The organism is Pseudactinotalea terrae (assembly GCF_009733845.1).
GTDB lineage: Bacteria > Actinomycetota > Actinomycetes > Actinomycetales > Beutenbergiaceae > Pseudactinotalea > Pseudactinotalea terrae.
Genome location: NZ_WNXZ01000001.1, coordinates 1,020,918 through 1,045,279, shown reverse-complemented (window position 1 = coordinate 1,045,279; position 24,362 = coordinate 1,020,918). Strand labels below are relative to the sequence as shown.

Sequence of the window (24,362 nt, the reverse complement as noted above, 5' to 3'; positions counted from 1 at the left end):
CAGCCCAACGGGGAGTTCGCTCCCTTCAAGCGATCGGAGGCTGAGGTGAGCCTGGATCCCATCGCCGCCCCCGCCGACGACGCGACCTACAACGCTGACGGCACCTTCGAGTTCCCGCCGCCGGCCCGCTCCTACGACCAGCTCGTCGCATTCTGGATGAACTGCCGGGTGCCCGACACCGTCATCCGGCAGATGCAGATCGGCTACGTGCAGTACGCCTACGAGACCTCGGTCGCGCACTACCAGGCCTGGATCGCCGACAACGACCCGCCGGCCATGCACCTCAAGAGCCGCCGCGGCCGCCCCGAGGAGCTCAACCCCGAGTACGAGAGGTGGAGCGCCGCCTACCAGGAGCTGCAAGCCCGGTACGAGGACGCCCACCCCATCGACATCGACCCCACCATCGCGCGCGACCTCGCCCGCGTCCACCGCATGCGCTGGCAGGCCCGCCGGTCCGAAGAATGGCTGCCCGGCATCACCCAGGCAGTCGAAGAGACCCGCATCGAGATCGCCGGCGCCGACCCCGACGGTGTCCCCATCGGAGCGCTCCTGGACGCCTACCGGGTCGACCAGCTCGACGACGCCGTCTGGCGCGACCAGACCGCCGAGCACGTCATCTTCATCGCTGAGAAGCTCGACCAGCTCGTCCGGCAGACCGAACCCGAGGACCCCGCACAGCCCTGATCCGGACCGCACCGATTTCCGGCGCATGTTGAGGTGCAGCGGCACACGCCGCCCACACAACCTCAACCACGGAGGACCCGGTGCTCCACAAGCTCCGCAACCAGCACGGCATCACCCTGCCCGAGCTGCTGGTCGCCATGGTCATCCTGGCCGCCGTCGTGCTCATCGGCACCACCCTGGTCTCCTTCACCGGCCGGCTCATGCACAGCTCCCAGGCCTCCGCGCAGACCATGAGCGACCTCGAGTCCGCCTCCTCCCAGCTGCAGCGCGACGTCCAGGACGCCCGCCGCATCTTGGACGCCACACCCGACACCCTCCAGCTCGAGGTCCTGCGCGACTCCGCCTGCGTGCTCACCACCTGGACCGTCACCGACGACGCCACCCTGAACGTCGAACGAGTCACCTTCACCCAGGCCGACACCGCCGCCGCCGAACCCGCCTGCGCCGACACCGGCGGCGAACGCGCCACCCTCGACGTCGTCGACCGGTTCACCGAGACCGAACCGTTCGCCTACTTCGCCCGCTCCTCCACCTCCACCCCGCTGACCGTCCCGGTCCCCGCCGACGAGGTCGCCCGTGTCACCTGGCAGCTGACCGCCACCCCGTCCTACCCCGAGGACGCCGACCCCCGCACCGTCACCTCCGGAGCCGCCCTCGCCCAGCGCACCGGCACCTCCGGCGACGGCGTCGTCGGCGACGCCCTCGCCCCGCTCCTGGACGTCACCACCGCCCACGAAGGCGTCAACCAGCCGGTCCTCACCTGGCAGGACCCCACCACCGAGCTCACCCAGACCTGGACCGTGTTCCGCATCGCCTACCCCGAAGGCGGCACCGCCAACGGGTCCTGGGCGGCGCTCATCACCCTGCCCGGCACCCAGCTCACCTACACCGACACCGGGCTGCCCGCCGGTCACACCGCCCGCTACCTCCTGCGCGCCACCCTCACCGACAACCGGCCCGGCCCCACCAGCAACCAGGTCGCCACCGGAATCCGGCCCGCACCCGTCACCCTGACCGCCACCGGACAGGACGCCAGCATCCGCCTGTCCTGGCCCGCCGCCACCGGCGCCGTCGCCTACGACCTGTACCGCGACGGCACCCTCTACCAGACCTCCCTGACCGGGACCACCTGGACCGACCCCACCGGCCGCGGCCACACCCACACCTACCGTGTCGTGCCCATCAACCGGTGGGAGCGGTGCGCCACCCGCGCCGCCACCTGCACCGAGGCGTTCCAGTCCTACCAGGTAGCCCTCGGGACCGCCGACACCCTCACCATGCCCGGCGGCGCCACCACCGCCGCCCGCCGCATCTCCACCGTCACCGCCGCTGCCGGCGCCTTCACCAGCCCGCTCGCACCGACCCTGACCGTCACCCCCAACAGCAACTGGTCCAACACCCTGACCTGGGCCGTCAACCCCTCCTGGACCGGCAACGGACCCACCAGCAAGGACGGCCACCGCGACCGCGGCTGGGTCGCCCGCGTCGCCCCCGGCACCGGCACCGCACCCGGCACCTGGCCGACCAACCAGAACGTCTGGTCCGGCGCCGAGACCGCCCGCGGCACCACCGCCCGCGCCCACGCCCTCACCCAGGCCGCCGTCGCCGGCCAGTACCGCCACTACCAGATCCGCACCTGCAACGCGGTCGGGTGCTCTCCATGGTCGAGCGTCCGCACTGTCCTGCAGCGCCCGCACGTGCCCACCTGCACCGCCGTCATGACCGGTTCGACCCGTTCCGGCACGGTCACCGTGGCGCGCCCCTCGATGCCCTCGACGTACACCTCCACCCGGGTCAACGGCGGCACCGCCGCCGTCGGCAACACCGTCGGCGGGCTCGGCGACAACAACATGGTGACCTGGCCGATCGACCGGCTCCGCCACGGCACCACCCACACCTTCACGGTCGCGAACCGGAACGGCTCGCCCGTCAACGGCGGCTGGTCGGACAACGCGACCTGCTCCTCCAGCACCCGCACCCTGGCGATCCGCATCAGCGCCACCTCCTCCACCACCAAGGCCGTCAGCGTCACCGCCACCGCGACCGAAGGCACCACCCGCACCATCACCCTGGAAGGGCTCAACCCCGTCAACGGCGTGACTGGCACCTGGGAGCCGCTGCGCGACAACACCGGCTTCGCCATCACCGCCCGCAACAGCGACGGCGTCAACCACGTGTCCCACTCCGGCAGCGTCAGTACCAAGGACCTGACCGTCACCCCGGCCCCCGCCCCCACCTGCTCGGCATGGGCCGATGACACCTACGCCCCGACCACGGTGAGGTGGAGCTCCAACGGCACCCTGTCGCGCACCGCGCTGTCGGTCTACTCCGGCGGCTACTACAGCGCCACCGCCACCATCACCCACACCAACACCGACGGCTTCAACACCGCCTCCGACAGCGCCTCCAGCTCTTGTGGCGCGTCCGTGCTGACCATGCTGAGCCCGAACACCGGCTCCAGCGGCGGCATCCCGAACGGGAGCTGCGCCCTGTACCGGAGTAACGGCGCGGTGGCCTCGCTGCTCAACGCGGCAGGCACCCAGCCCGGCTCGGGCTTCTACACCGGTAGCCCGTCGTCAGGCTCCTTCGCGGCTGACTACGGCTCGCTCTTGAGCGGCTCGATCAGCGAGGGCAACCTGTCCTGCATGTTCTACCGCAGCCACCCCATCTACTTCTCCTTCAACAACATGTACTGGGGCGAGTACCTGGTCGCGGCTCGCTGGAGCATGGGCGGTTCCGGTGGCGTGTGACCGCGCCCCCGCCGAAGCGGGTCAGAATGGAACTGGTGGTCGAGTTTCGGCCATGTGCCGCACATTTAGGCGCACCGGCAGGGAGAAGGGCTTCCAGCCGAAGCGCAAGGAGAAGAAGATGAACGCCAAGAAGACCATCGCCACGGTCCTCGGTCTCGCAGTCGCCGCGACTCTGGCGGCATGCTCCAGCTCGCCGGACCCGGAGCCGCCCAGCAGCCCCACGGCGACGGTCGAGCCGACCACCGAGCCGGCCGCGGACCCGACGACCCCGGCACCGACCGAGCCCGCCACTCCCGAGGTCGTCATCCCCACCGAGCCCGGCGACATCGTCCCGGCAGACCAGATCGACGCAGCCCGAGAGGCAGGCGTGGCGGTCTACGTGTCCCCGACGGGCGACGGCAGCGGCATCGTCGTCGACCCCGACGCTGAGCTCCCCGAGGAGCTCATCGCTGAGGTCGAGACTGTCGAAGGCATCCCGACCGACGCTGGGCATCTCGCTGAGCAGCTCGGTTCTCTGGACGACATCTTGACGGCGCACAACGAGGCCGGGACCAAGGTCATCGCGATTGCCGCAATGGCGAATGTCACGAGCTCTTCCGCAGAGATCATCGGCTACAACGCGGTGGGCACGGAGGCCACCGGGATGTTCCAGGCTACTGGCGACACCAAGGCTGAGGCGCTCGCTGCTGCCGAGGCGTACGCGGCTGCCAACCCTGGCACCACAATCGTCGACCTGACCGACTGAGCCGGACCGCCGAACCCCTTCCCTGGGCCCTTCCTGGGGGAGGGGTTCGTGCTGTTTTGCATGTCTTTCAGATGTGCGGCAGGGACACGGAAACGTGCACCCGAATCGGCCCGCTGAGGGGCGAAATCGCCTGCCCAGCGGCAGCCCGGAACTCTCCTCGTGCCGCACATTCAGGCGCCAAGAAGCAGCACACGGCGTCCACGGTCGCTTACCAGGGTGCGCCCGTCGTCGATGTCACCTCTTGAACGGAACCCAAGGAGAGCACCATGAGCACCACACGCAAAGCCACCGCTGCAGTCGTGTGCCTGACCGCCCTGCTGGCAGCCTCCGCGTGCAGCAGCACCACCCAGGAACCGGACCCGACCACATCAGCTGTCCCGCAGGCCGCACCATCCGCGGAAGCAACCGAGACCCCCGAGCCCACCCAGGAGCCGACACCAGAGGTGGTCATCCCGAGCGAGGCGGGTGCGGTAGTGGCACCCGAGCTCGTCGAGCAGGCACGTGACGCTGGCGTCGCGCTCTACGTCTCGCCTACGGGCGACGGCAACGGCATCGTCGTCGACCCTGACGCCACGCTCCCCGAGGAGCTCATCAACGAGGTCGAGACTGTCGAGGGTGTCCCGACCGACGCTGGGCATCTCGCCGAGCAGCTCGGCTTGCTCACGGAGATCCTCTACGCGCACGACGATGCTGGTACCAAGCTCATCGCGATCGCCGCGATGGCGAATGTGACGGGTAGTTCCGCAGAGATCATTGGTTACAGCGCGATTGGCAGCGCGGCGACCGGCACCTTCGACGCCTCCGGTGGTAAGGCTGAGGTTCTCGCCGCGGCGCAGGCATACGCGGCTGCCAACCCTGGCACCACGATCGTCGACCTGACCGACTGAGGAGCGCATCGTGACCACCGCAAGCAGGGTGACCGCTGCAGCGCTGTGCCTGACTGCCGTGCTCGGGGTCTCATCGTGCAGCAGTGCCGATGCGCCACCGGAGCCCACTGCGACAACGAACAGCACACAGCCCGAGCCCGCAGCTCCGGAGCCGACCGAGCCGGCTACCCCCGAGGTCGTCATCCCCACCGAGCCCGGCGACCTCGTTCCGGCGGACCAGATCGACGCTGCCCGCGAGGCTGGCGTGACGGTCTACGTCTCCCCGAATGGTGATGGCAACGGCATCGTCGTCGACCCCGACGCCACGCTCCCCGAGGAGCTCATCGCCGAGGTCGAGACGGTGGAGGGCATGCCGCAGAACGCGACCCAGCACGCCGAGCACCTGGGTCTGCTGGGGGACGTGCTGGACGCCCATGACGACGCCGGCACCCAGGTCATCGCGATCATCGGGTTCGCCGAGGTGACCGGCAACTCGGCGGAGATTACCGGTTACGTCGCAGTCGGCAGCGCCGCGACCGGCAAGTTCACTGTCAGGGGCGCCAAGGGTGAGGTGCTCGCGGCCGCGCAGGCGCACGCCGCCGCCAACCCCGGCACCACGATCGTGGATCTGACCGACTGAGCCGAGACGCCTGCTCTTTGCCTGTCGTGGTGCTGACTACCGGCGGGCCCCGCCGAGGTCTGCGAGGCCGTCGATCAGTGCCTGCCGGGATGCCTTCGTGGCGCCTCGCAAGGTGCCGTCGATGTCATCCATCACGAACAGCAGCACGCCGGCTTGGTCGGCGACCTGCCGGGCGGCCGCGCTGTAACCAGCGGGCCCTGCGAAGAACGCGGCCTTGTCGCCACGCAGGTGCGCCACACCGTATATCTGTTGGACGTGGGCGGGTGGAACGGGCTTCGCCTGCCACTTGACCTGCGCGACAATGCCGTCGGCCTCGACGTCGATGCCGCCATCCCGTGTGGGGGTGGTCGCGAACGCCCGCGGACGTCCGAGCCACATCAGCCACTCGCTGGCGATCTCCTCCGCCATCTGGTGCGGGACAGTCGCGTTGGCGATCGCACCTGGGCGCGGGAGCGGGACCAGGGGTGTCCACCTCTCACCGCCGGTGAGCTTGCCAGCAGCGCGCAGGGCGGCTTCACGTTCGCGCTGCTGCTCGGCGTCCCGCGCCCGCCGTTGCTCTGCCTCAACCTTGGCGGCCTGTCGAGCCTCCTCCTCGAGCTGCATCCGACGAGTGCTGGCGCCGCGTAGGACGTGTTTCCACTGCTCGCGGCGGGCAGCCAGGTACTGCGGTGACTGCTGCCAGACCAGCCGCCGGGGATAGATGTGGCGCAACAGGCCGTAATAGATCACCACGCTCATCAGGATCGGTACGAGCACCTGGATGCTCTCGAGCCACCCCGGGCCGATCCCCACGACGACGACACCGCACCAGATCCCCAGCAGCACGCTGGCCCCGATCATCGCGTACCGCTCGATCGGGGTGGGTTCGTCGCGGACCTGCACGTGCCGCGGCACCGCTGGCGCGATGAGTGCGTCGAGCTGCTGGTCGAGCTCAGGGCCTGGCCCGGACTGCGCGCAGTCGGGATTCAGCCAACCGAGCGACTCCGCGGCATCCTGCTGCAGCTGACCCAGGGGCTTTGGTGGCGTGGGCACGATGAGGGTCCTTCGAACAGGGGCGTCAGCGCATGCTAGCCGCCGGGTACGACATGGTCGCCGTCGAGCTCGCGCACCGCTGCCGGTCGGGGGAGGCGGTTTCGGTTCCGGCGCATGTTGACCGGTATGAGCGACGTCCCCACGCCCCGCCGCCGCACCGGCGACGACCCGGGCCCCAGCACGCCGCCGCAGCCGGCCCGCGCTCCCCGCACCGAGACCAGCTCGCCAGCTGCCGGGCAGGTAGCCCCGCCGCCCGCGCACCGCGCCCGCAACGCCGCCGCCACCGGGGCCACCACTGCGGGTGCCGCGGCCTCCCTCGCGGGCAAGAAGACCCTCGGCGGTGCCGCCACCGCAGCCGCCACCCTCACCGACCCCAACGCCACCAAGGGTGAGAAGGCCCAGGCCGCCGTCGCCGGCGGGCTCGAGGTCGCCGCCACCGCAGCCGCCACCGCAGTCGCCACGCCCGTCGCCGGGAAGGTCGCCGGCGCCGTCGTCGGCAAGGTCGCCCGCTCCCGCACCGGCCAGCGAGCGTTCAAGTTCTTCGCCGGTGGAGCGCTGCTCACCCTGCTCACCGTCATCGTCATCTGGTCGGTCACGCTCACCCAGCTGGCCGGCGCCCTGGTCGACGAGGACGAGCACTCCCGCACCGTTCCCAGCGACCAGGACCAGTGCAGCGCCAACCTCGCCCCACCTCCCGCCGACGCGCCCGCCGACCTGCTGACCGACGAGCAGTGGGACAACGCCCGCGTCATCGTCCAGGTCGGCCAGGACCGGCAGCTGCCCGAGTACGCCTACGTCGTCGCGATCGCCACCGCCATGCAGGAGTCCGGCCTGCGCAACATCGACTACGGCGACCGTGACTCCGTCGGCCTGTTCCAGCAGCGGACCTCCCAGGGGTGGGGGACCGTCGACCAGATCATGGACCCGGTCTACTCCTCCGGGAAGTTCTACGACGTCCTGGTCACCGTCACCGGCTGGGAGCAGATGCCGGTGACCGTGGCCGCCCAGAAGGTGCAGCGTTCCGGGTTCCCGGACGCCTACGCCAAGCATGAGACCAAGGCCCGCCAGATCGTCTCCGCCATCACCGGCGGACCCACCGTCGGCGGCTGCACCGACGCCTCCTTCGAGTGCGTCCCGCTCGAGCCGAACACCGTCGAGCAGGGCCTGACCCCCGACGCGCTCAACTTCGCCCGCTGCGCCGCAGCCCAGTTCGGCATCGCCACCGGCAACATCCTCGGCGTCGGCAACCGGGCCGCGAACCCCAAGTCCGACCACCCCAACGGGCGCGCCATCGACCTCATGGTCCCCGACTGGCGCACCACATCCACCACCGGGGACGAGTGGGCCCAGTTCGCCATCGACAACGCTGCCGCCTTCGGCGTCAAGTACGTCATCTGGGACGCCCGGGTCTGGCTGGCCAGCACGGGGCAGTGGGAGGCCTACTCCCACCCCTCCGGTGCCACCGACCCGACCAACATGCACCTGGACCACGTGCACGTCTCGGTTCACGGCACCGCCGGCACCGGGTACAACCCCGACGGCGGCGACCCCGGTGGTGACGTCGTTGGTGGGTGGGCGTTCCCGATGGACCCCGGCGCCAAGCTGACCTCCCCGTTCGGGCCGCGTACCCACCCGGTGACCGGTGAGCTGGGCAAGATGCACGCCGGTATCGACCTGGCCGCACCGACCGGCGCACCGGTCTACGCCGCGGCGGCCGGCACGGTCACCAAGGTCGGGCTGTGGGGCACCGGCGGGCAGACCATCTTCGTCGACCACGGCAACGGCCTGATCACCCACTACCTGCACCTGTCCCAGTACCAGACCACCGTCGGTCAGCAGGTGCAGGCCGGTGAGCTCATCGGCCTGGTCGGCGCCACCGGCCGGGTCACCGGCCCCCACCTGCACTTCGAGGTGGAGATCAACGGGTCGGTCGTCGACCCGGTCCCATTCCTGCAAGCCCGCGGAGTCATGTGATGCAGCAGCGAACCAAGGTCGTCGCGGCGGTCGCCGCCCTCGCCGTCACCGCAGGGGTGGTCGTCGCGGTCACGATCGGCGGCCGGGACGACCTCGACCCGGACCCGACCCCGACCGACCCCGGTGTCACCGAACCGGTGGTGGTCACCCCGGTCGAGCCTGACCCCACGACCGACCCGAGCGTGGAGCCGACGCAGGACCCGTTGGAGGAACGTGACCTGGAGGCCTCCGGTGACGGTGACGCCGAGGAGTACCTGCCGGAGTCGGTCTGGGTCGAGGCCGAGCACGAGGGCCCCGTGCGCGAGCTCGACAACCACGAGCACGCCGAGGACACCACCGAGCAGTGGATGCCGGTGGTGGAAGGGTTCGCCGCTGAGCTGGCCGACGTCGACCGCCCCCACGAGCAGTGGCATCAGGCCATCGCCCCGTACCTGTCCGACCGGCTCGCCGAGGCCTACGCCGACCCCTACACCCAGGCGACGTTCACCTCGACCGTGGTCGATGAGGTGCTGCTGGTCTACACCGGTGAGACCACCGGCCGGGTCCTGGTCCGGTTCGAGAACTTCCGCATGGACATGTACCTGACCGTCGGACCGTCGCTGAGCACCCCCAGCGGGTGGGAGATCACCTCGGTCGAGGCGCCCTGACATCCCGTCATCACCCCGCCCGGAGCGCGGGGAGCAGGTGAGGACCCGCACATCTACCAGGCATGACCCTCACACCCATCACCCAGCCCCGCCACACCGACGGCCGGTTCGCGACGGTGACCCGCCTGGAGACCCCGGTCCGGCTCCAGGACGGCCCCACCTCCCTCAAGCTGTACGAGCTCGCCAGCGACCTGGTGACGACCACGCAGATGGGCGAGACCGACACGGCCACCGCCAAGGCCAAGGCGATGGAGGTGCTGGGTGAGCTGCCCGACGCGGAGCAGGTCTGGGACGGCATCCGCACCGCTGCTGAGCGGTGGGTGTGGTTCGAGGACGAGGACTACGGCGACGAGCGGGCCGGTGAGCTCCTGGAGGAGGAGACCAAGCTCGACGTCGATCTGGAGGACTTCGCCGGCTGGAACGAGGCCGACCGCCACGACGAGGACGGCTACCTCGGGTACGACTTCCGCGGCTACGCCGACGCCCTCGCCGACGCCTGGCGCACCGAGCTCGAGCACCGCACCCGGCTGGCCGAGCAGGCACTGTCCGGGGTTCGCCTCGCCAGCTGAGCGCTGACGAAAACACCTTGCACGGTCGCGGCCGGTGCCGCACATATAGGTGGTGTGGGCAGGTAGCCGCCGTAGGGCGAACACCTCCCGCAGCACATGTACTAGCAGCAGGCGCGGTGTACGACACCAGCAGCACAACGACACGCCGCAAGGCGGGTAAATGCTGGACTATCCCGCACGGATGTACGACACTAGGCACACACGACAGACAACCCTGAGCATGGAGGTGACCTTGATGGACGCGAATATCACCGCGACCCGTCGCAACACCGTCATGCCCATGAACGTCTCGAAGCCCGAAGCCTCCTTCCTGTACCCGCGTCACCAGTGGCTGGGTACGGAGTCGGCGGCGGCCAGGCGCGGAGCAGGGGTCATCTGACCTCAGCACCGCACCAGCACAGGCCGCTCCGAACTCCAACGGGGCGGCTTTCGTCGTATCAGGACCCGGTGCCGCACATCAGGCACTACCAGCAGGACCGGCAGGACAACAGAACATCGAGCGGGCGTAGTACAGCGGCCTAGTGCAGACGGCTCCAACCCGTCAAACGGGGGTTCGAACCCCTCCGCCCGTGCGTAGCTCCCCTTGGTGGACGACCCCGATACCAGTCGGGGTGGGCCTCGGTGGACATGCAGAGCACCTCCGGGTGCTCATTTGAGAACAGCACAGTGGATGAGAAGTAGGCCACCGCCTCGCAGGCGGTGCGTCCGGCGACCCGTCGCATGAGGAACCCGCACGACGCGGGGGAGTGCGACTGCCGGACGCGCCAACCCTGGGAGGGTCGGTGGCCCCACATGGCACGGAGCCGGCGCCACGCGCGCCGGGGCTCCGCGTTCGAGCGTCCCCGGTCGTCCCGCAAGGGCATGGCCGGTGTCGGGTCCGTGCCTCTTGGGAGTGTCGCGTAGCGGCCAATCGCAGCTGACTGTAAATCAGCCGTCTCCGGACTCCGCAGGTTCGAATCCTGCCGCTCCCACCACGCCTCGCGAGCACGACTGGCTGTGCAATCGACTCTTACTCGATGGGCTCTGGGTTCGAATCCCAGGCGAGGCACCACGCACGAAGCGGGAAGCAAGGCTCGCGATCGTGCACCCGGTGGGCGAGCACCTCTCGCAGGCCGGCCTCGGATGAGGTGAGGTGAGCACGGCTCGCCGCGCAGGTTCGACTCCCGCGACGATGGAACGCCCGCACAGGGACTCGCCGGTGACAGGTTCGGCGGAGGCTGCGCACCCAGGACGGTGTGCCGACGCGAGGTTCGAGTCCTCGGGGCGGGCCGCAGCCGAACAGCATCGCCCTGCTAGCTCAGAGGACAGAGCAGCCGCCTCCTACGCGGCGTGCCGCTGGTTCGAATCCAGCGCGGGGCACCAGGTCGGGTCAGGTCCAGTACCGCGGAGGTGCTGACGCGGGCGCATGCTGCGACACGTGCTCGCGGCGGATCGCAGTCCGTGCCCCTGACCGGGCCGTCCTAGCGGCGTAGCTCAGTGGTAGAGCCCTGGTCTCATAAGCCAGCGTGCGCGGGTTCGAGTCCCGCCGCCGCAACCACGTGCCCGGGGTCACCCCGGGCGCGACTTGGTCCTGTAGCTCAATCGGGAGAGCGTCACCCTGTCACGGTGGAGGTAGCCGGATCGAAACCGGCCAGGATCGCGCACCGGCGCCGCAACCCGCGGCGCCCAGTGGCTCGTAGCGCAGCAGGACGGGAGCGTACGAGCACCCCGGCTTGAGGCCCATCCGGTATGGGCGCGTCTCTGATACAGACGAGGTAGGAGGTTCGAATCCTCCCGAGCCGACGCACACCTGGCGCCAGCCGACACGGCTCGCCGGGCCGCACGCCCCGCTGGTGTAGTGGCAGCACCTCCGATTCTCAGTCGGACGGCAAGGGTTCGATCCCCTTGCGGGGTACGCAACGCAGGGACGGGACGCACACAGCCCGAACAGCACGACCGGTGGCCCCTGCCAGCCCGGTCAACCGGCGAGCACCCCGCTGTGCGGCGGCGCCGCAAGGCTGACGCCCAGGGCGTCGACATGGTCCGCAAAGCCATGCACTCGTCGGTCTCGAGTGCCCACCGCGCCCGCGCGGGCCGCAGCCGGTGCTGCTGCGGCAACGCGGGCCACGCCCCCACGGTCTAGAGGCCATGGACGCCGATCTTTCACATCGGAGGACGCGGGTTCGAGTCCCGCTGGGGGTACCCAAACCAACCAGAGGAAGGAGCACGCCATGCGAGCAGCCGCGTTCTCGCTGCCACAGTCCCTGGGGTCGCCGCGCAGCGCGTGTGACCTCGTGTCCCGCTCGGTGCGGGCCGGCACCGTCCAGGTCGCCGTCAACGCCACCGACGCCGAGTCGATCTCCCCGGTCGCCGCCGCGGCTGCCGTGGAGGTCCTGACCAGCCGCCAGGTCGAGCACGTCGTGCTCGTCAACGCCAACGAGACCGTCGGGGCGCGAGTGCGCGCCGCGGTCGAGAAGGCCGGCGCACCGTTCCTGCTCGTCGAGCAGGCCCGCGACCAGGCCGTCCTGCTGCGGCAGTGACGGCCGGCGCCTTCGTAGCTCAGAGGACAGAGCATCCGCCTACGGAGCGGAGGGCCGCAGGTTCGATCCCTGCCGAAGGCACCACGAGCCCCCGTAGCTCAGAGGACAGAGCGTCCGCCTCCGGAGCGGAAGGCCGCAGGTTCGAGCCCTGCCGGAGGCACACCGTCAGCGCGACGACGCGAGTCGCGCACAAGCTCTCTTGGTGGAATGGCAGACACGCCAGGCTCAGGTCCTGGTGCCCTTCGCGGGCGTGCGGGTTCAAGTCCCGCAGAGAGTACGAGCTCGCCCGATCGGCGAGCAGCACGCCCTCCGAGCTCGGCCGGTTCGAGCGCCCGTCTCGTAAACGGGAGGTGCGGGGTTCGAATCCCCGGGAGGGCTCCGGCGCACCAGCACCCATCACGCCGCCGTAGCTCAGCTGGAAGAGCGCACCCCTGGTACGGGTGAGGTCCCGGGTTCGATTCCCGGTGGTGGCTCCGGGACTGTAGCTCAGCAGGCAGAGCAGTCGGTTGAAGCCCGACAGGCAGCGGTTCGATCCCGCTCGGTCCCACGCAGCGCGCCCCGGCGCGCACTCGCCCTCGTGGTGGAATGGCAGACACGCCAGCTTGAGGAGCTGGTGCTCCCCAGCGAGCGTGCCGGTTCAAGTCCGGCCGAGGGTACGACGCGGTCAACGTCACCGCCCGCGCGATGGTGCACCGCGCGAGGCGGATCGAAGGTGCGGAGCACGACGGCCACTTCCTATCAGGCCGAGCCGCACCTGCCGCGCAACACGCCCCCGTAGCCCAGCCGGCAGAGGCAGCGGATTCAAGTCCCGTTCAGTGGAGGTTCGAGTCCTCCCGGGGGTACGCGCGCCGCGCGATCGCGGCACAGCATGGAAGGTTGCCAGAGAGGCCTATCGGGCCCGTTTCGAAAACGGTGCGGCGTCACAGCCACGGGGGTTCGACTCCCTCACCTTCCGCGTCTGGCGCACGGCACGCGCCAGCAGCCCATGACACCGATGAGGAGCAAAGCGCCGCCCGGACGGACCGGTAGCGGCGCCCTTCCGTCGGTGCACGGGCTCGCCGTCAGCCCGGGGGACGTCACCTGGGCTGGCGGCATGTGTCGATGGAGGGTTGGCCGAGAGGACGATGGCGGCCGCCTGCTAAGCGGCAGAGGCGTAAGTCTCACGCGGGTTCGAATCCCGCACCCTCCGCGCTGCGTGCACGAAACGAGCTCGTGCCGCACATGAAGCAGATGAGCGAGAGACCCGGCCGAAACGGTAGCCGGGCGAGCCGGCCACATGAAGCCGGAAGCGAAGCGAACCAGCGACGCTCATGAGGTTCGAAGCCGGTGGGACTGCAGCCCGCCGACGATCAGCAGGTGTCGGGACCGGCCGAGGTTCCGAGCGGAACGGGAGACAGCACACGGGCGTGTGCACCTGCCCCCTTGGGGTCAGGCGACGGCGGGTTCGAGTCCCGCTCTCCTTGGCCGGCGCGCGGCCGGACCGACACCAGCATCCGGGGTCATGGCGCAACTGGTAGCGCAGGTGCTTTGCAAGCACAAGGTTCGGGGTTCGAGTCCCCGTGACTCCACTGCTGGTCCCGGTTCGAGCCCGGGCGCGGCTCACAGCACGACCGACGGGTCGGTGCGGGCACCCGACGGGGTGAAGCCGTGTGTTGGTCAGCCAGGCGCGGGCTTGTAGCGCAGCTGGTAGCGCACCTCCATGGCATGGAGGGGGTCGCGGGTTCGAGTCCCGCCAGGTCCACGGAGCACTCCGGTGCTCGAGCAGTACCCATCGGGGGTGTCATGGTTTCGATCAGGCAGCCGATGGCAGAACGAGTCGAGCCGAGGCACGCGACGTCACCTCGTAAATCATGCGCCGCACGGAATAGTCGCCAAGTCCGACTTCGCTCTCGTCGCGTGACGAGCGCCCCGACCGGGAGGCCCTGCCTCGGTCATGTGGGCGTCGCAGCAGGGCTCGCCGTTCCTCCCGCGTCACGCTCGGGGAGGTCCGGGACACTTCCGCGCGGCACCCACGACGTCGGCCCTGGCCCTCGCGACGTCGCGGTACCTGGCCAGGCAACGCTCGTAGGGATCCCCTTCTGTCAGTTCGTGTCTGAGACGCGGGTTCGACTCCCGCCACCTCCACTCAGGACCCGGAAAATCACGCCGACCGGATGTGGCGCAGCTGGAAGCGCGCCCGCTTTGGGAGCGGGAGGTCGCGGGTTCGAGCCCCGCCATCCGGACGCAGCGCCTCCTTAGCTCAGAGGTCAGAGCGGCCGCCCTGTAAGCGGCGCGTCGCCGGTTCGACTCCGGCAGGAGGCTCACAGCCCGCGCGAGCTGCGATCGCGCACCTTCCCCGGTAGCTCAGTTGGCAGAGCGGGTGGTTGTTACCCACTGTCCGTCCCAGGTTCGAGCCCTGGTCGGGGAGCACGGCTGGCCCACGTGACGGGCTGATGGAGAGTTGCCAGAGAGGTCTATCGGGCACGCCTGGAACGCGTCGCGGTGTCACAGCCACCAGGGTTCGAATCCCTGACTCTCCGCTCACCTCCACCCTCTCGTTTCCGCTGCGGACCTCGTGCCGCGGTCCAGGGCGATGGTGGTCCCGAACTTCCCCGGCAGACCACCGGGACAGGCGGGACGCGGCGTCTCAGCGCGAGGGATCACCCTGAGGCACCTGTGGATGTAGCTCAGCAGGTAGAGCGTCTCGTTGCCAACGAGAAGGTCGCGGGTTCGATCCCCGTCATCCGCTCCACGGCTCGCCCACGTCACGGGCGCGGGACGCACCCGGTGCGCCCCGGCGTGGACGTAGCTCAGCAGGCAGAGCGGCCGGTTCCCAACCGGCAGGTCGCGGGTTCGATCCCCGCCGTCCGCTCGGCGCGACGCGCACGCGTCGCCGAGGAGGTGTGGCGCAGCTGGTAGCGCACCTGCATGACGCGCAGGTGGTCGGGGGTTCGAGTCCCTCCGCCTCTACGATCACGGCATGCCCGTGACCATCAACGCCCGGATCGAGACCATCCCGCCCGACGACACGGGCCCGGCTCCCGACCGGCGCACCGACCAGGTGTCCGCGACGGCGGAGAGCTACGAGCTTGCGCTCGAGCAGGTGCAGGCCGCCGTCCCCGAGGGGTGGCGTCTGATGCACGTCCTGGTCGATCGATCCTCGCTGGGGTAGTTGGCAGCCCGCCCGGTTCTGGCCCGGGTAGTCCAGGTTCGAGTCCTGGGTGGGGAGCGTTGCCCGTTCGCGGGTCGCCCGGCGGCGCGTCAGCCGTCCACGCACGTGTAGCTCAGCGGTAGAGCACCCGTTTCACACGCGGGCGGCCGCAGGTTCGATCCCTGCCGCGTGCACTGTGTCCGGAGCTCGGTCTGGTGAAGAGCGCCTGGTTGTGGTCCAGGAGGTCGCGGGTTCAAATCCCGTCGGACACCCCACTTGCCCGCTGCACGACCCGAGAGGAGGCGGTCGCCATGAGGTAGACGCGCACCGACACCCCGTGCGGCATCCCGCCGCCACCGGTGTGCAGAAGGAGACGGGCCATCATGTCCCGCACTCACGCACACGTCCCGGCTCACGTCGAGCAGCAGCGCGCCGACCCCGGCACGCTCGTTCCCCACCGCTACGGCCACTGGGTTCCCCGTGTCGGCAGCATCAGCTGCGACCAGGTCGGCTGCCCGGGTGTGGTCGCCCGCTGGGCGTCCTCCCAGCCGTGGACCCGCCGCGGTTCTGCCGTCATCGAGCGGCGCGCCGCTGTCCGCGACCGCCTGCGTGCGGCCGCACGCGAGTACCGCACCACCGGGCCGGTGCTCGCCGACGTCATGCCCGACCCGCTGATCTTCTGCCTGTGCGAGGGCTGCGGCGTCGACTGACACACCGGTCCGGCCGCGACCTGTGGCCGGACCGCTGCGTGCTGTGGCCGAGTGGTCGAGGCGCCGGTCTGCAAAACCGGAGACGCGGGTTCGAGTCCCGCCAGTACGTCTGAGCGGCACCGCAGCGGTGCCGCCTCGCGGATGAAGCTCAGCAGGCCGAGCATCCGGCTTCCACCCGGACGGGCGCGGGTTCGACTCCCGCCATCCGCTCCACGCGGCCGCAGCGCCGCACATCATGAAGAGCGAGCGCACCCCGCGCGCGCACCGACACCAGGAGGCACCACCATGCACGAGCACTACCCGGTGCCGCTGAGCGGCGCGAAGGCGAGCACCCTGATGTGGGCGCACGAGCACGACGTCGAGCCGGCCGCCCTGGCCCAGCTGCGCAACATCGCCGCACTGCCGTGGGTGCACGGGGTACGTGTCATGCCCGATGTGCACCTGGGCAAGGGCGCCACCATCGGGTCGGTCATCGCCATGCGGGACGCCGTCTCCCCGAACGCGGTCGGCGTCGACATCGGCTGCGGCATGATCGGCGTGCGGACGTCCCTGAGCGCCGCCGACCTGCCCGAGGACCTGCACGGGCTGCGCACCGCGGTCGAGACACGCATCCCGGTCGGGTTCAACTCCCACGACGACCCGGTCGACCTGCGTCGGCTGCGGCCCCTGTCTGACAGGGCCCATACCGCGGAGGTGCTGCGCGGCACCGACCGGTTCTGGGACGCGTTCGACCGGCTCACCCCACAGGTGCGTGACCTGGAGGGTCGAGCGCGCCGCCAGCTCGGCACCTTGGGCGGCGGCAACCACTTCCTCGAGGTGTGCCTGGACCAGGACGACCAGGTGTGGCTGCAGCTGCACTCCGGCTCACGCAACATCGGCAAGTCGCTGGCCGAGGTGCACGTCGCCATCGCCAAGGACCTGCCGCACAACCAGGGCATCGTCGACCGTGACCTGGCGGTGCTGCTGGCCGGGACACCGCAGATGGATGCCTACCTGCGCGACTTGACCTGGGCGCAGGAGTACGCGGCCCGCTCCCGCGCGGTGATGATGACGCTGTTCGTCGACGCGGTCCGAGCCACCTTCCCGGACCGGGACATCACCTTCGAGGAGGTCGCCAACGTTCACCACAACTATGTGGCGACCGAGCAGATCGAGGGCCAGGAGCTGATCGTGACCCGCAAGGGCGCCATCCGCGCCGGCCGCGGCGACCTGGGGCTGATCCCGGGGTCGATGGGCACCGGGTCCTTCATCGTGCGGGGCCGGGGCAACCCGGAGTCGTACTGGTCAGCGTCACACGGCGCCGGCCGGCGGATGTCGCGCGGTGAGGCCAAGCGGCGATTCAGCCTGGAGGACCTGGCGGCGCAGACCGCGGGCGTGGAGTGCCGCAAGGACGGCGGCGTGCTGGATGAGATCCCCGGCGCGTACAAGGACCTCGAGTCGATCATCGAGGCCCAGGTCGACCTGGTCGAGGTCGTCGCCCGGCTGCGCACCATCGTGTGCGTGAAGGGCTGACAGAGCATAGGGATTCGCGGAGCCCGCAAGGGCTGACCCTCCGGCCACCGAGCCGGTGACGACATGGTCGTCGAGCAAACCGCGAGCGATCGGGGGTTGGTGTGCTGGCTCGCCAACGAGACTCTGAATCTCGCCTACGCAGGTTCGATCCCTGCACCCCGAGCTCGTGCCGAGAGGCACAGCGGACTGTGGCGCAGCTTGGTAGCGCGCTCGCTTCGGGAGCGAGAGGTCGCGGGTTCAACTCCCGCCAGTCCGACCAGGCCCGCCGTCACGTGCGGCGGGCCGCCAACGGGATGTGGCGCAGCTTGGTAGCGCACTCGGCTGGGGGCCGAGGGGCCGCGGGTTCGAGTCCCGCCATCCCGACCAGGGCCGACCCGCCTACTTCTCATCCGCCGTGCTGTTCTCCCCGCACATCTTCACAGCAGCAGCAGCTCGCGCACGCGGGCACGAGAGCAGGCCACCACGGCTTGCAGGAAGGAGACGACCGTGACCACGGTCCTGGTGCTCAACGCCGGCTTCGAGCCGATGCACCGCGTCTCCCTCCAGCACGCCGTCAAGATGCTGCTGCGAGGGGTCGCCGAGGTCCACGAGGCCGACGAGGACTCGATGTTCGGGCCGTTCCCGCGGCCGCGGGTGCTGCGGCTGGTCCGGTACGTCAAGATGGCGTGGAAGTACCGGCGCACCGGGCGGATGGTGTTCTCCCGTGAGGGCGTCAAGGTCCGCGACGGCTACCGGTGCGTGTACTGCGGCAAGCCCGGCGACACGATCGACCACGTCGTCCCGCAGTCGCGGGGTGGTGCCACGTCCTGGACGAACTGCGTGACGGCGTGCCGCCGGTGCAACCAGTGCAAGGCCGACCGGTCGCTGGCCGAGCTCGGTTGGACGCTGCGGGTCAAGCCGGCCGAGCCGGCCTCGCTGCCGCGGCTCGCCCTGGCGGTCTGAACCGAGGCGTGTGGGACGCGCCGCACATCTACCGGGCAACGAGCCGCGAGGCGAGGTGACGACAGGGTCCTTCGCCTCGCGGCTCCACCCAGGCCCGGGCAGCGGGTGCCCGCACATCTACCTGGCATGACGACCACGTTCGATGAGACCCGTGTCCGCCGCGTCCAGCCCGGGGTGAGCGGTGGCGGCCAGTTCGCCGTCCAGTCCCGCCCCGAGACCGCGGTGTCGCTGGCTGCGCTGTCCCCGCAGGTGCGTGAGCTCGTCGAGGCTGACCTGGCCCGCAGCGGCACCCCCGCGAGCCCGTCGGCGTTCGAACGCGCGCAGGCCGCACACACGGCGGCCGTGGAACGCCATGCCGCCGCACGCGCCGAGCTCGACCGGTCCGGCGACCTCCTTGCGCACGCCGAGGAACGGCACGAGAACGCGCACGACACCTACCGCGACGCGGAGCGTGCCCTGGAGGCGGCAGACAAGACGCTGCGGGAAGCTGCCGCCGCCCAGTACGCCGAGACCGCGGTCGCCGACCAGGTGGAGGTCCCCGGCTGGGGGACGTTCGACCGGATCGAGGAGCCGGAGCAGCTGCCGGCACAGTTCGACGCGCTCCGGGTGCAGGTCGGTCGCGGCCTCACTGAGCAGGAAGCACAGCACCTGGCCGGCCTGGTCGGGTACGGGTGGGCCACCACCGGTGGTGAGCCGCTGCCCACCCCGGAACAGGACACCCCGAACAGCATCGTCCTGTACGCCGACTCGACCAAGACCCGCAGCCTGGCCCAGGTCGACATGTTCGTCGACGACCTGGCCGCCCTGGTGGCCGACGGATCCCCGGTCCGCAAGACCGACCGTATGGGCGCCGGCACCAAGGGCACCCGCCTGGTCGAGGGCCTGGGTGGCCTGGGGCAGGTGCACCTGTTCGTCCGGGGGCCTGAACGGACGCCGGCCGAGAGCAGCGACACGTTGCAGCTCTAGTTGGCTCCGGAGCAGCGAGTTCTGCGCTCACCGCCGGGCGACGTCCCGCGCCGGGACCCACACCCCTCGGAACGGGGAGCGGGGGTCCAGCTGCTCGACAAGCACCGCGTCGCGGGTCCACGCCTCGGCGACGGTGTCGACGACCACGACGCCCGACTCCCACTCGAGCCGAGCGCGCACAGGGATCGAGGGCCACCCGGCTTCGGTGTACCGGGGCGGCACCGGGAGCATGTTCAGGAGCTGTTCCTGACCGTCGTACCACGCGCGCGCCACGAGCCCAATGCTGGCACCTCAGCACGACGCCCGCGAGGCTCGAACCCACGACCCTCGGGCTGCCGCACATACGCAAGAGGAGGGCGCGAGCCGCGCCCACCCCGACCGTTGAGGTGAGCGACCCGTGAGCATGAAGTACCCCGAGAAGGCGTTGGCCTGGACGGACACCGAGACGACCGGCCTGGACTACGCCACCGACCTGCTGCTCGAGGTCGCGGTCCTGGTGACCGACGTGCACCTGAACCTGCTGGACGGCGAGGGCTACCAGGCCGTCGTCTACCACGACCCGCAGACGGTGGCCGCGGCCCGGGAACGTGCGGTCCCGTTCGTGCAGCAGATGCACACCGAGACCGGCCTGTGGGACAAGGTCAGCGACCCGGCGATCGCCAAGCCGCTGGAGGTCATCGACACCGAGGTGCTCGCCTACCTGCAGCGCCACATCACCGACCCGCGCACCGCCCGGCTGGCCGGCAACAGCGTCCGCCTGGACCTGAACTTCATCGAGGCTCACCTGCCGCAGAGCTACGCCTTCCTGCACTACCGCATGGGTGACATGTCCTCGGTCGCCGGTGCCGTGCAGTGGTGGTACGAAGAGGACTTCTACCCCAAGCGCAAGCGGCACGCCGCCATGGACGACATCCGCGAGTCGCTGGCCGAGGCCCGCTGGCTGCGCGAGCGCATGCACGAGGGCCTGGTCAAGCGGTCCGACCCGATGGCCGACTGGTTCGCACACCGGTTGCTGACCGGGGCCGTCCGCGACCAGCTGGCCGACGCCGGGCACGTGGTGGACACCGCCGCGATGAAGTGGAAGTCCTGGACGTGCGGCCCGGACCAGGTGCAGGTGACCGCCGCCCTGCAGGGGCAGCGGGACCAGCCCGACTCCTTCATGGTGGTCTTCCTCGAGTCCCACCTGCACGCCTACGGCACCCCCAAGGACGACTGGCTGTGGAGCCAGTACGGCTCCGGAGGCATCAACCACCGACAGCTGCACCGGTGGGGTCTGACCGTTGTGGGCGCCGACGAGCCGAGCCCGGTTGGCAGCTGAGCTTCGACCCGGGCCGGACCACCCGTGAGCCTCACGCAGCTGCGTGAGACCCCGATTGCGCCCGCACCCGGACTGGCTTCGCCGACGAGAACCCACCATGAGCACCCCACCCCTGCCCCCGACACCGTTGGGTCTGGCGCGCGTCGTGCGCCGCCCGCTGGCCGCCCCGGTCGCCCCGGTGGCGCGCCCACCGCTGGCGGCGCTGGTCATGCGTGTGGCCTTCGACCAGGTCCTGCTGTGGACGCTGTGCATTGATGACGGCCAGCAGGTCAGGTGCACCAGCGGACGCATCGACGACCTGCCCCACGACGGCGAGCTCGCCCCCGGTGCCGCGTTCAGCCTCGCCGCCGTTCAGGTGCTGCCCGAGATCGCCCCGCAGCTACGTCAGGCCGCTGCCGCCACGGCGGCGGGGTTCATCGAGCTGGCGGTCCCCAACGCCACCCTGCGGGCGGTCACCGCTGAGCTTGCCGACCAGCTCGGCCCGGCCCAGGTGCTGCCCTCCAACGCGCTCGTGCGACTGCCTGCCGTGGACAGAGCGGTCGCGGACGCCGACGCCATGTACGCCGCGCTGCTCGCCGGTCAGGTGAACGTCGAAGCCGACCGGGAGGCTGCCGAGGCCGGCCGGGAGGTTGTGGTCGCCACCGATACCTCCGCACGTCGCGGCACCGCACCGGCCGCCGCCGCCTGGGTCCGTCAGGACGGGGTGTTCGCCACCGAGGTGATCGAGACCGCCGACATCTCCACCGCCGAGCTCGCCGCCGTCGCGATGGCACTGGAAGCCCATCACCGTCACCGCGGCCGGGTGCTGGTCAAGACCGACTCCCAGGACGCGCTGAGCATGGCTCGGTCCGCGCTGGAAGGTCAGATCGACGCCCGCTCCGCCTTGGCTCGCCGCTACCAGCGCACCATCGCTGACAGCCGGCTGCGGGGTCAGGTCCGGCTGGAGTGGGTCAAGGGTCACCGCGGCGACCCGCTGAACGAGATCGCCGACGCCCTGGCTGTCATGGCACGCCGCCACCACGACGCGGGCCTCGCCCCGTCCGCGCACCGGGTTCGTGCCCGCACGATCGTGGAGGAGATGTTGGCGCCGCGCCAGCTCGCCTGCTGACCCCCGCCCTGGCCTGGGCCGCCGGCACCCGTGGTGCTGCCGCAGGTGGGCCAGCACGCTCGGTGCCCGCACATGTACTTCTCACCCCCGCAGGACCCCTTACATCCCTTCCCGAAGGAGAGCTTCCGCATGCCCGCCATGACCGTCTACTCCAAGCCCGACTGCGTGCAGTGCGTGGCGACCTACCGCGCGCTGAACAAGTTCGGCCTCGAGCACGAGGTCGTCGACATCTCCCGGGACGCCGCCGCGCTCGACTACGTCCGCTCCCTGGGTCACCAGCAGGCACCGGTGGTCGTGGCCGGCGAGGAGCACTGGTCGGGGTTCCGTCCCGACCTCATCAAGGCGCTGAGCGTCAAGCTCGCCCAGCCGTCCCCGGCCTAGGAAGGCACGCACGTGAGCACCACTGGTCTCCGCCGATCGCGGAGGTTGCACATCATCCTCGGCGCCGTACTCGCGTTCGCCCTGGTGGTGACGATCGGGCTGGTCCAGCTCGCCGAGCATCGTGAGCAGGAGCAGCTGGCCGCCCAGGCGCACGCCCGGGTCTTGGCCGATGCCCGTTCAGCCGCCGCCGATGAGGCGTTCGTGACCGGCCGTGCCGTCGCGGTCAACCGTGCCGGCATCCAGCACAACCTCCAGCGACACCGCGCCGACACCGCGAAGGGTGTGCTGGCGGCTCGTGCGGTCCTGGAGGCAGCCGTGGGCAAGGTCACCGACGACGCGCATACCGCCGCTCTGGAGGCCATGCTGCGAGACGCTGCGGAGGCGGTGCCGCAGGCGCTGCCGGCCCAGCTGCGTGCCCTCCAGTACGGTGTCGACGCCGAGGTCGCAGCGGTTGAGAAGTCCCACGCGGACTGGACGGCCGAGCAGGAGCGTCTGGCCGCTGAACGGGCCAAGGCAGCGGCCGAGCGGGCGCGGCAGGCGGAGCTGGAGCGGCAACGACGCGCGCAGCAGCGCACCGAGTCCACCTCGACCAGCGGCTCCGGGAGCGGCGGTTCGTCGAGCTCGACCAGCAGCGCGAGCACCGGCGGCAAGACCGACCAGGCCCGCGCGGTGCTGTCCCGGTACGGCTGCGGGTCGGCCGGCATCCGGTGGGACGACTCACGCCTGGGCGGATGGGCCAACGGCAAGGCCGACTGGTACCACAACACCATCCTGCTGCGCTCAGCGATGCCTTCGTCCCGGTTCACCTACGTGATCGCGCACGAGTGCGTGCACCTGATCCAGTACCGGGTCTACGGCGGCAACGTCGACGCCCTGGCCGCGGACATGAACCGCATCTACGGCGGGTCCGGGTTCTCCGGGCTCGAGCAGAACGCCGACTGCGTGACGCAGCGGTGGGGCATCTCGACGTACAACTACACGACCTCCTGCGGTGGGGCCCGCGGTGACGCCGCGGCCGCTATCGCCGCCGGCCACAAGCCCTAGAACGCAGGCGAGAGGCCCCAACCATCACCGGTGGGGGCCTTGCTCTGTTCAGGCCACGGCCAGGTGCTTGTCGCTAACGGTCGGCCTGATCGTCCCAAGAGCTCAGGTGCCCGCGTCCTCACCCATGAGGTCGAGCGCATTGCTGATGCTGTCCTGCGGAACGTCCCACAGCGCGATGCCCGCATCGAGCAGCTCGGCGGAGAAAACCGGAGACGTGCGGTCGCCCCAGGCGAAGAAGTAGAAGTCGCGATCCACGACCACTGCAGGCACCTGGAATGACCTCAGGCACATCCGCGAGCCATCACTTTCGGAGAACGTCACGGTGCCAAGTTCCGCGATTCCCACGGTCGCTCCATCATCAGATTTCAGCAGCAGCTGCTCGTCATCGTTGAAGCTGATGACCGCCTCGGGCTGCGCGAGCATGCACATGCCGCCTGCGCCCTGCTCGTCTGAGGAGGTGCCAATCACCAGTGGTCCAGCCATCCCGAGCATGCCGATCCGGTCGTAGGCCTCGGCTTCCTCTTCTGTCTGCTGCGGCGACAGCTCGGCGGGAGCTTTCGACACCGAGGATCGCGAAGCCTCCGGCGCGGACGGGATGTCCGCTCCCTCCGTGGTCGCAGAGCAACTCGCCAGGAGGAGGCCACCGCCAACGACACAGAGCGCGATCGCCGCCCGAACAACAGATGTCATGGCCCGAAGAGTAGTTGATGGTTCAGACATCTGCCGTCAGCGTTCACCGGGGAGGTGAGCGGCCTCGGCGCCGTGCTGAGCGGTGCCACCGGGAGCCAACCTCGCGTTGTCTGCACGGTCTTGGGCCGGTTCTGT

At 70.2% G+C, this 24,362-nt stretch carries 22 protein-coding genes, 37 tRNA genes and 1 other RNA gene; 57 read left to right on the top strand and 3 right to left on the bottom strand.

The window, feature by feature from the left end; genetic code table 11:
• Positions 1–45 precede the first annotated feature (45 nt).
• The 5 genes from GPA03_RS04975 (at position 46) to GPA03_RS04955 (ending at position 5,685) form a co-directional block, all read left to right on the top strand.
• Positions 46–684, top strand: a complete 639-nt coding sequence (locus GPA03_RS04975; protein ID WP_156250805.1) for a hypothetical protein — start codon at positions 46–48, stop codon at positions 682–684.
• 80 nt (positions 685–764) lie between these two features.
• Positions 765–3,434 (top strand): prepilin-type N-terminal cleavage/methylation domain-containing protein, encoded by a 2,670-nt coding sequence (locus tag GPA03_RS22985; RefSeq protein ID WP_156250804.1) that lies wholly within the window; start codon positions 765–767, stop codon positions 3,432–3,434.
• Positions 3,435–3,552: 118 nt separating this feature from the next.
• Entirely contained in the window at positions 3,553–4,179 is a 627-nt protein-coding gene (locus GPA03_RS04965; protein WP_156250803.1) for a hypothetical protein, read from the top strand.
• Between the two features lie 266 nt (positions 4,180–4,445).
• The gene (locus tag GPA03_RS04960) at positions 4,446–5,066 is read left to right on the top strand and encodes a hypothetical protein (protein WP_156250802.1); all 621 of its coding nucleotides are present in this window, start codon (positions 4,446–4,448) and stop codon (positions 5,064–5,066) included.
• Between the two features lie 10 nt (positions 5,067–5,076).
• Positions 5,077–5,685 carry a hypothetical protein gene (locus GPA03_RS04955; protein WP_156250801.1) on the top strand — a complete coding sequence of 203 codons (609 nt, stop codon included), beginning with the start codon at positions 5,077–5,079 and terminating at the stop codon, positions 5,683–5,685.
• A gap of 36 nt (positions 5,686–5,721) precedes the next feature.
• Here the strand turns inward: GPA03_RS04955 and GPA03_RS04950 are convergent, their stop codons facing one another.
• On the bottom strand, positions 5,722–6,717 hold the full coding sequence (locus GPA03_RS04950) for a restriction endonuclease (protein WP_156250800.1): 996 nt from the start codon (positions 6,715–6,717) through the stop codon (positions 5,722–5,724).
• Positions 6,718–6,843: 126 nt separating this feature from the next.
• Here GPA03_RS04950 and GPA03_RS23130 point away from each other — a divergent pair, with 126 nt between their 5' ends.
• The 48 genes from GPA03_RS23130 to GPA03_RS04710 all read left to right on the top strand — a co-directional run bounded on the left by GPA03_RS23130 (position 6,844) and on the right by GPA03_RS04710 (position 19,686).
• Complete coding sequence (locus GPA03_RS23130) at positions 6,844–8,691, top strand: M23 family metallopeptidase (protein WP_156250799.1); 1,848 nt, start codon at positions 6,844–6,846, stop codon at positions 8,689–8,691.
• Positions 8,691–9,338: a hypothetical protein gene (locus GPA03_RS04940; protein ID WP_156250798.1), complete on the top strand. Its 648-nt coding sequence runs from the start codon at positions 8,691–8,693 to the stop codon at positions 9,336–9,338. Before GPA03_RS23130 ends, GPA03_RS04940 begins: the two co-directional genes overlap by 1 nt.
• Positions 9,339–9,400: 62 nt before the next feature.
• Positions 9,401–9,907, top strand: a complete 507-nt coding sequence (locus GPA03_RS04935; protein ID WP_156250797.1) for a hypothetical protein — start codon at positions 9,401–9,403, stop codon at positions 9,905–9,907.
• A 235-nt stretch (positions 9,908–10,142) separates the two neighbouring features.
• Positions 10,143–10,286, top strand: a complete 144-nt coding sequence (locus tag GPA03_RS04930) for a hypothetical protein (protein ID WP_156250796.1) — start codon at positions 10,143–10,145, stop codon at positions 10,284–10,286.
• Between the two features lie 120 nt (positions 10,287–10,406).
• Positions 10,407–10,479, top strand: a tRNA-Trp gene (locus tag GPA03_RS04925).
• A 316-nt stretch (positions 10,480–10,795) separates the two neighbouring features.
• A tRNA-Tyr gene (locus tag GPA03_RS04920) sits at positions 10,796–10,881 on the top strand.
• A 1-nt stretch (position 10,882) separates the two neighbouring features.
• Positions 10,883–10,958 (top strand) — tRNA-Lys (locus GPA03_RS04915).
• A 235-nt stretch (positions 10,959–11,193) separates the two neighbouring features.
• Positions 11,194–11,269: transfer RNA gene (locus GPA03_RS04910), tRNA-Arg, on the top strand.
• Between the two features lie 100 nt (positions 11,270–11,369).
• A tRNA-Ile gene (locus GPA03_RS04905) sits at positions 11,370–11,444 on the top strand.
• 29 nt (positions 11,445–11,473) lie between these two features.
• Positions 11,474–11,546, top strand: a tRNA-Asp gene (locus tag GPA03_RS04900).
• 69 nt (positions 11,547–11,615) lie between these two features.
• Positions 11,616–11,689, top strand: a tRNA-Ile gene (locus GPA03_RS04895).
• Between the two features lie 41 nt (positions 11,690–11,730).
• Positions 11,731–11,801 (top strand) — tRNA-Glu (locus tag GPA03_RS04890).
• Positions 11,802–12,014: 213 nt separating this feature from the next.
• Positions 12,015–12,088, top strand: a tRNA-Glu gene (locus GPA03_RS04885).
• Between the two features lie 29 nt (positions 12,089–12,117).
• Positions 12,118–12,426, top strand: coding sequence for a hypothetical protein (locus GPA03_RS04880; RefSeq protein ID WP_156250795.1), 309 nt, complete (start codon positions 12,118–12,120; stop codon positions 12,424–12,426).
• 8 nt (positions 12,427–12,434) lie between these two features.
• Positions 12,435–12,510 (top strand) — tRNA-Arg (locus GPA03_RS04875).
• Between the two features lie 3 nt (positions 12,511–12,513).
• Positions 12,514–12,586, top strand: a tRNA-Arg gene (locus GPA03_RS04870).
• Between the two features lie 33 nt (positions 12,587–12,619).
• Positions 12,620–12,703 (top strand) — tRNA-Leu (locus tag GPA03_RS04865).
• 27 nt (positions 12,704–12,730) lie between these two features.
• Positions 12,731–12,804: transfer RNA gene (locus tag GPA03_RS04860), tRNA-Thr, on the top strand.
• A 22-nt stretch (positions 12,805–12,826) separates the two neighbouring features.
• Positions 12,827–12,899, top strand: a tRNA-Thr gene (locus GPA03_RS04855).
• 2 nt (positions 12,900–12,901) lie between these two features.
• Positions 12,902–12,973 (top strand) — tRNA-Phe (locus GPA03_RS04850).
• Between the two features lie 24 nt (positions 12,974–12,997).
• A tRNA-Leu gene (locus tag GPA03_RS04845) sits at positions 12,998–13,082 on the top strand.
• Between the two features lie 112 nt (positions 13,083–13,194).
• A tRNA-Leu gene (locus GPA03_RS04840) sits at positions 13,195–13,268 on the top strand.
• A 28-nt stretch (positions 13,269–13,296) separates the two neighbouring features.
• Positions 13,297–13,381 (top strand) — tRNA-Ser (locus tag GPA03_RS04835).
• Between the two features lie 148 nt (positions 13,382–13,529).
• Positions 13,530–13,615 (top strand) — tRNA-Ser (locus tag GPA03_RS04830).
• A gap of 198 nt (positions 13,616–13,813) precedes the next feature.
• Positions 13,814–13,889 (top strand) — tRNA-OTHER (locus GPA03_RS04825).
• A 32-nt stretch (positions 13,890–13,921) separates the two neighbouring features.
• A tRNA-Ala gene (locus GPA03_RS04820) sits at positions 13,922–13,994 on the top strand.
• Between the two features lie 100 nt (positions 13,995–14,094).
• Positions 14,095–14,167 (top strand) — tRNA-Ala (locus tag GPA03_RS04815).
• 32 nt (positions 14,168–14,199) lie between these two features.
• Positions 14,200–14,553, top strand: a transfer-messenger RNA (tmRNA) gene (ssrA, locus tag GPA03_RS04810).
• Between the two features lie 22 nt (positions 14,554–14,575).
• Positions 14,576–14,648 (top strand) — tRNA-Pro (locus GPA03_RS04805).
• 6 nt (positions 14,649–14,654) lie between these two features.
• Positions 14,655–14,727: transfer RNA gene (locus GPA03_RS04800), tRNA-Thr, on the top strand.
• 31 nt (positions 14,728–14,758) lie between these two features.
• A tRNA-Asn gene (locus tag GPA03_RS04795) sits at positions 14,759–14,833 on the top strand.
• Positions 14,834–14,860: 27 nt separating this feature from the next.
• Positions 14,861–14,945 (top strand) — tRNA-Ser (locus tag GPA03_RS04790).
• A 136-nt stretch (positions 14,946–15,081) separates the two neighbouring features.
• A tRNA-Gly gene (locus tag GPA03_RS04785) sits at positions 15,082–15,157 on the top strand.
• Between the two features lie 47 nt (positions 15,158–15,204).
• Positions 15,205–15,277, top strand: a tRNA-Gly gene (locus tag GPA03_RS04780).
• Positions 15,278–15,302: 25 nt separating this feature from the next.
• Positions 15,303–15,375: transfer RNA gene (locus GPA03_RS04775), tRNA-Val, on the top strand.
• A 10-nt stretch (positions 15,376–15,385) separates the two neighbouring features.
• On the top strand, positions 15,386–15,577 hold the full coding sequence (locus GPA03_RS04770; RefSeq protein WP_156250794.1) for a hypothetical protein: 192 nt from the start codon (positions 15,386–15,388) through the stop codon (positions 15,575–15,577).
• Positions 15,563–15,634 (top strand) — tRNA-Gln (locus GPA03_RS04765). Before GPA03_RS04770 ends, GPA03_RS04765 begins: the two co-directional genes overlap by 15 nt.
• Before the next feature lie 44 nt (positions 15,635–15,678).
• Positions 15,679–15,750: transfer RNA gene (locus tag GPA03_RS04760), tRNA-Val, on the top strand.
• A 2-nt stretch (positions 15,751–15,752) separates the two neighbouring features.
• Positions 15,753–15,831 (top strand) — tRNA-His (locus GPA03_RS04755).
• A 108-nt stretch (positions 15,832–15,939) separates the two neighbouring features.
• The gene (locus GPA03_RS04750; RefSeq protein WP_156250793.1) at positions 15,940–16,266 is read left to right on the top strand and encodes a hypothetical protein; all 327 of its coding nucleotides are present in this window, start codon (positions 15,940–15,942) and stop codon (positions 16,264–16,266) included.
• Between the two features lie 37 nt (positions 16,267–16,303).
• Positions 16,304–16,375: transfer RNA gene (locus GPA03_RS04745), tRNA-Cys, on the top strand.
• Between the two features lie 28 nt (positions 16,376–16,403).
• Positions 16,404–16,479 (top strand) — tRNA-Gly (locus tag GPA03_RS04740).
• Between the two features lie 72 nt (positions 16,480–16,551).
• Entirely contained in the window at positions 16,552–17,778 is a 1,227-nt protein-coding gene (locus GPA03_RS04735; RefSeq protein ID WP_156250792.1) for an RtcB family protein, read from the top strand.
• An 89-nt stretch (positions 17,779–17,867) separates the two neighbouring features.
• Positions 17,868–17,941 (top strand) — tRNA-OTHER (locus tag GPA03_RS04730).
• Positions 17,942–17,960: 19 nt separating this feature from the next.
• Positions 17,961–18,037, top strand: a tRNA-Pro gene (locus tag GPA03_RS04725).
• A 30-nt stretch (positions 18,038–18,067) separates the two neighbouring features.
• A tRNA-Pro gene (locus GPA03_RS04720) sits at positions 18,068–18,144 on the top strand.
• Between the two features lie 120 nt (positions 18,145–18,264).
• Entirely contained in the window at positions 18,265–18,720 is a 456-nt protein-coding gene (locus tag GPA03_RS04715; protein ID WP_162458258.1) for an HNH endonuclease, read from the top strand.
• 126 nt (positions 18,721–18,846) lie between these two features.
• Positions 18,847–19,686 (top strand): hypothetical protein, encoded by an 840-nt coding sequence (locus tag GPA03_RS04710; protein ID WP_156250791.1) that lies wholly within the window; start codon positions 18,847–18,849, stop codon positions 19,684–19,686.
• Between the two features lie 27 nt (positions 19,687–19,713).
• Here GPA03_RS04710 and GPA03_RS04705 read toward each other — a convergent pair whose 3' ends face one another.
• Positions 19,714–19,959: a hypothetical protein gene (locus GPA03_RS04705; RefSeq protein ID WP_156250790.1), complete on the bottom strand. Its 246-nt coding sequence runs from the start codon at positions 19,957–19,959 to the stop codon at positions 19,714–19,716.
• A gap of 130 nt (positions 19,960–20,089) precedes the next feature.
• Here GPA03_RS04705 and orn point away from each other — a divergent pair, with 130 nt between their 5' ends.
• The 4 genes from orn to GPA03_RS04685 all read left to right on the top strand — a co-directional run bounded on the left by orn (position 20,090) and on the right by GPA03_RS04685 (position 23,537).
• Positions 20,090–21,004, top strand: coding sequence for an oligoribonuclease (gene orn / locus GPA03_RS04700; protein WP_241681139.1), 915 nt, complete (start codon positions 20,090–20,092; stop codon positions 21,002–21,004).
• Positions 21,005–21,101: 97 nt separating this feature from the next.
• Positions 21,102–22,112 carry a ribonuclease HI gene (locus GPA03_RS04695; protein ID WP_156250788.1) on the top strand — a complete coding sequence of 337 codons (1,011 nt, stop codon included), beginning with the start codon at positions 21,102–21,104 and terminating at the stop codon, positions 22,110–22,112.
• Between the two features lie 129 nt (positions 22,113–22,241).
• Positions 22,242–22,493, top strand: a complete 252-nt coding sequence (gene nrdH, locus GPA03_RS04690) for a glutaredoxin-like protein NrdH (protein WP_156251355.1) — start codon at positions 22,242–22,244, stop codon at positions 22,491–22,493.
• A gap of 12 nt (positions 22,494–22,505) precedes the next feature.
• Complete coding sequence (locus GPA03_RS04685) at positions 22,506–23,537, top strand: hypothetical protein (RefSeq protein ID WP_156250787.1); 1,032 nt, start codon at positions 22,506–22,508, stop codon at positions 23,535–23,537.
• A 102-nt stretch (positions 23,538–23,639) separates the two neighbouring features.
• Here GPA03_RS04685 and GPA03_RS04680 read toward each other — a convergent pair whose 3' ends face one another.
• Positions 23,640–24,227: a hypothetical protein gene (locus tag GPA03_RS04680; RefSeq protein WP_156250786.1), complete on the bottom strand. Its 588-nt coding sequence runs from the start codon at positions 24,225–24,227 to the stop codon at positions 23,640–23,642.
• Positions 24,228–24,362: the final 135 nt, after the last annotated feature.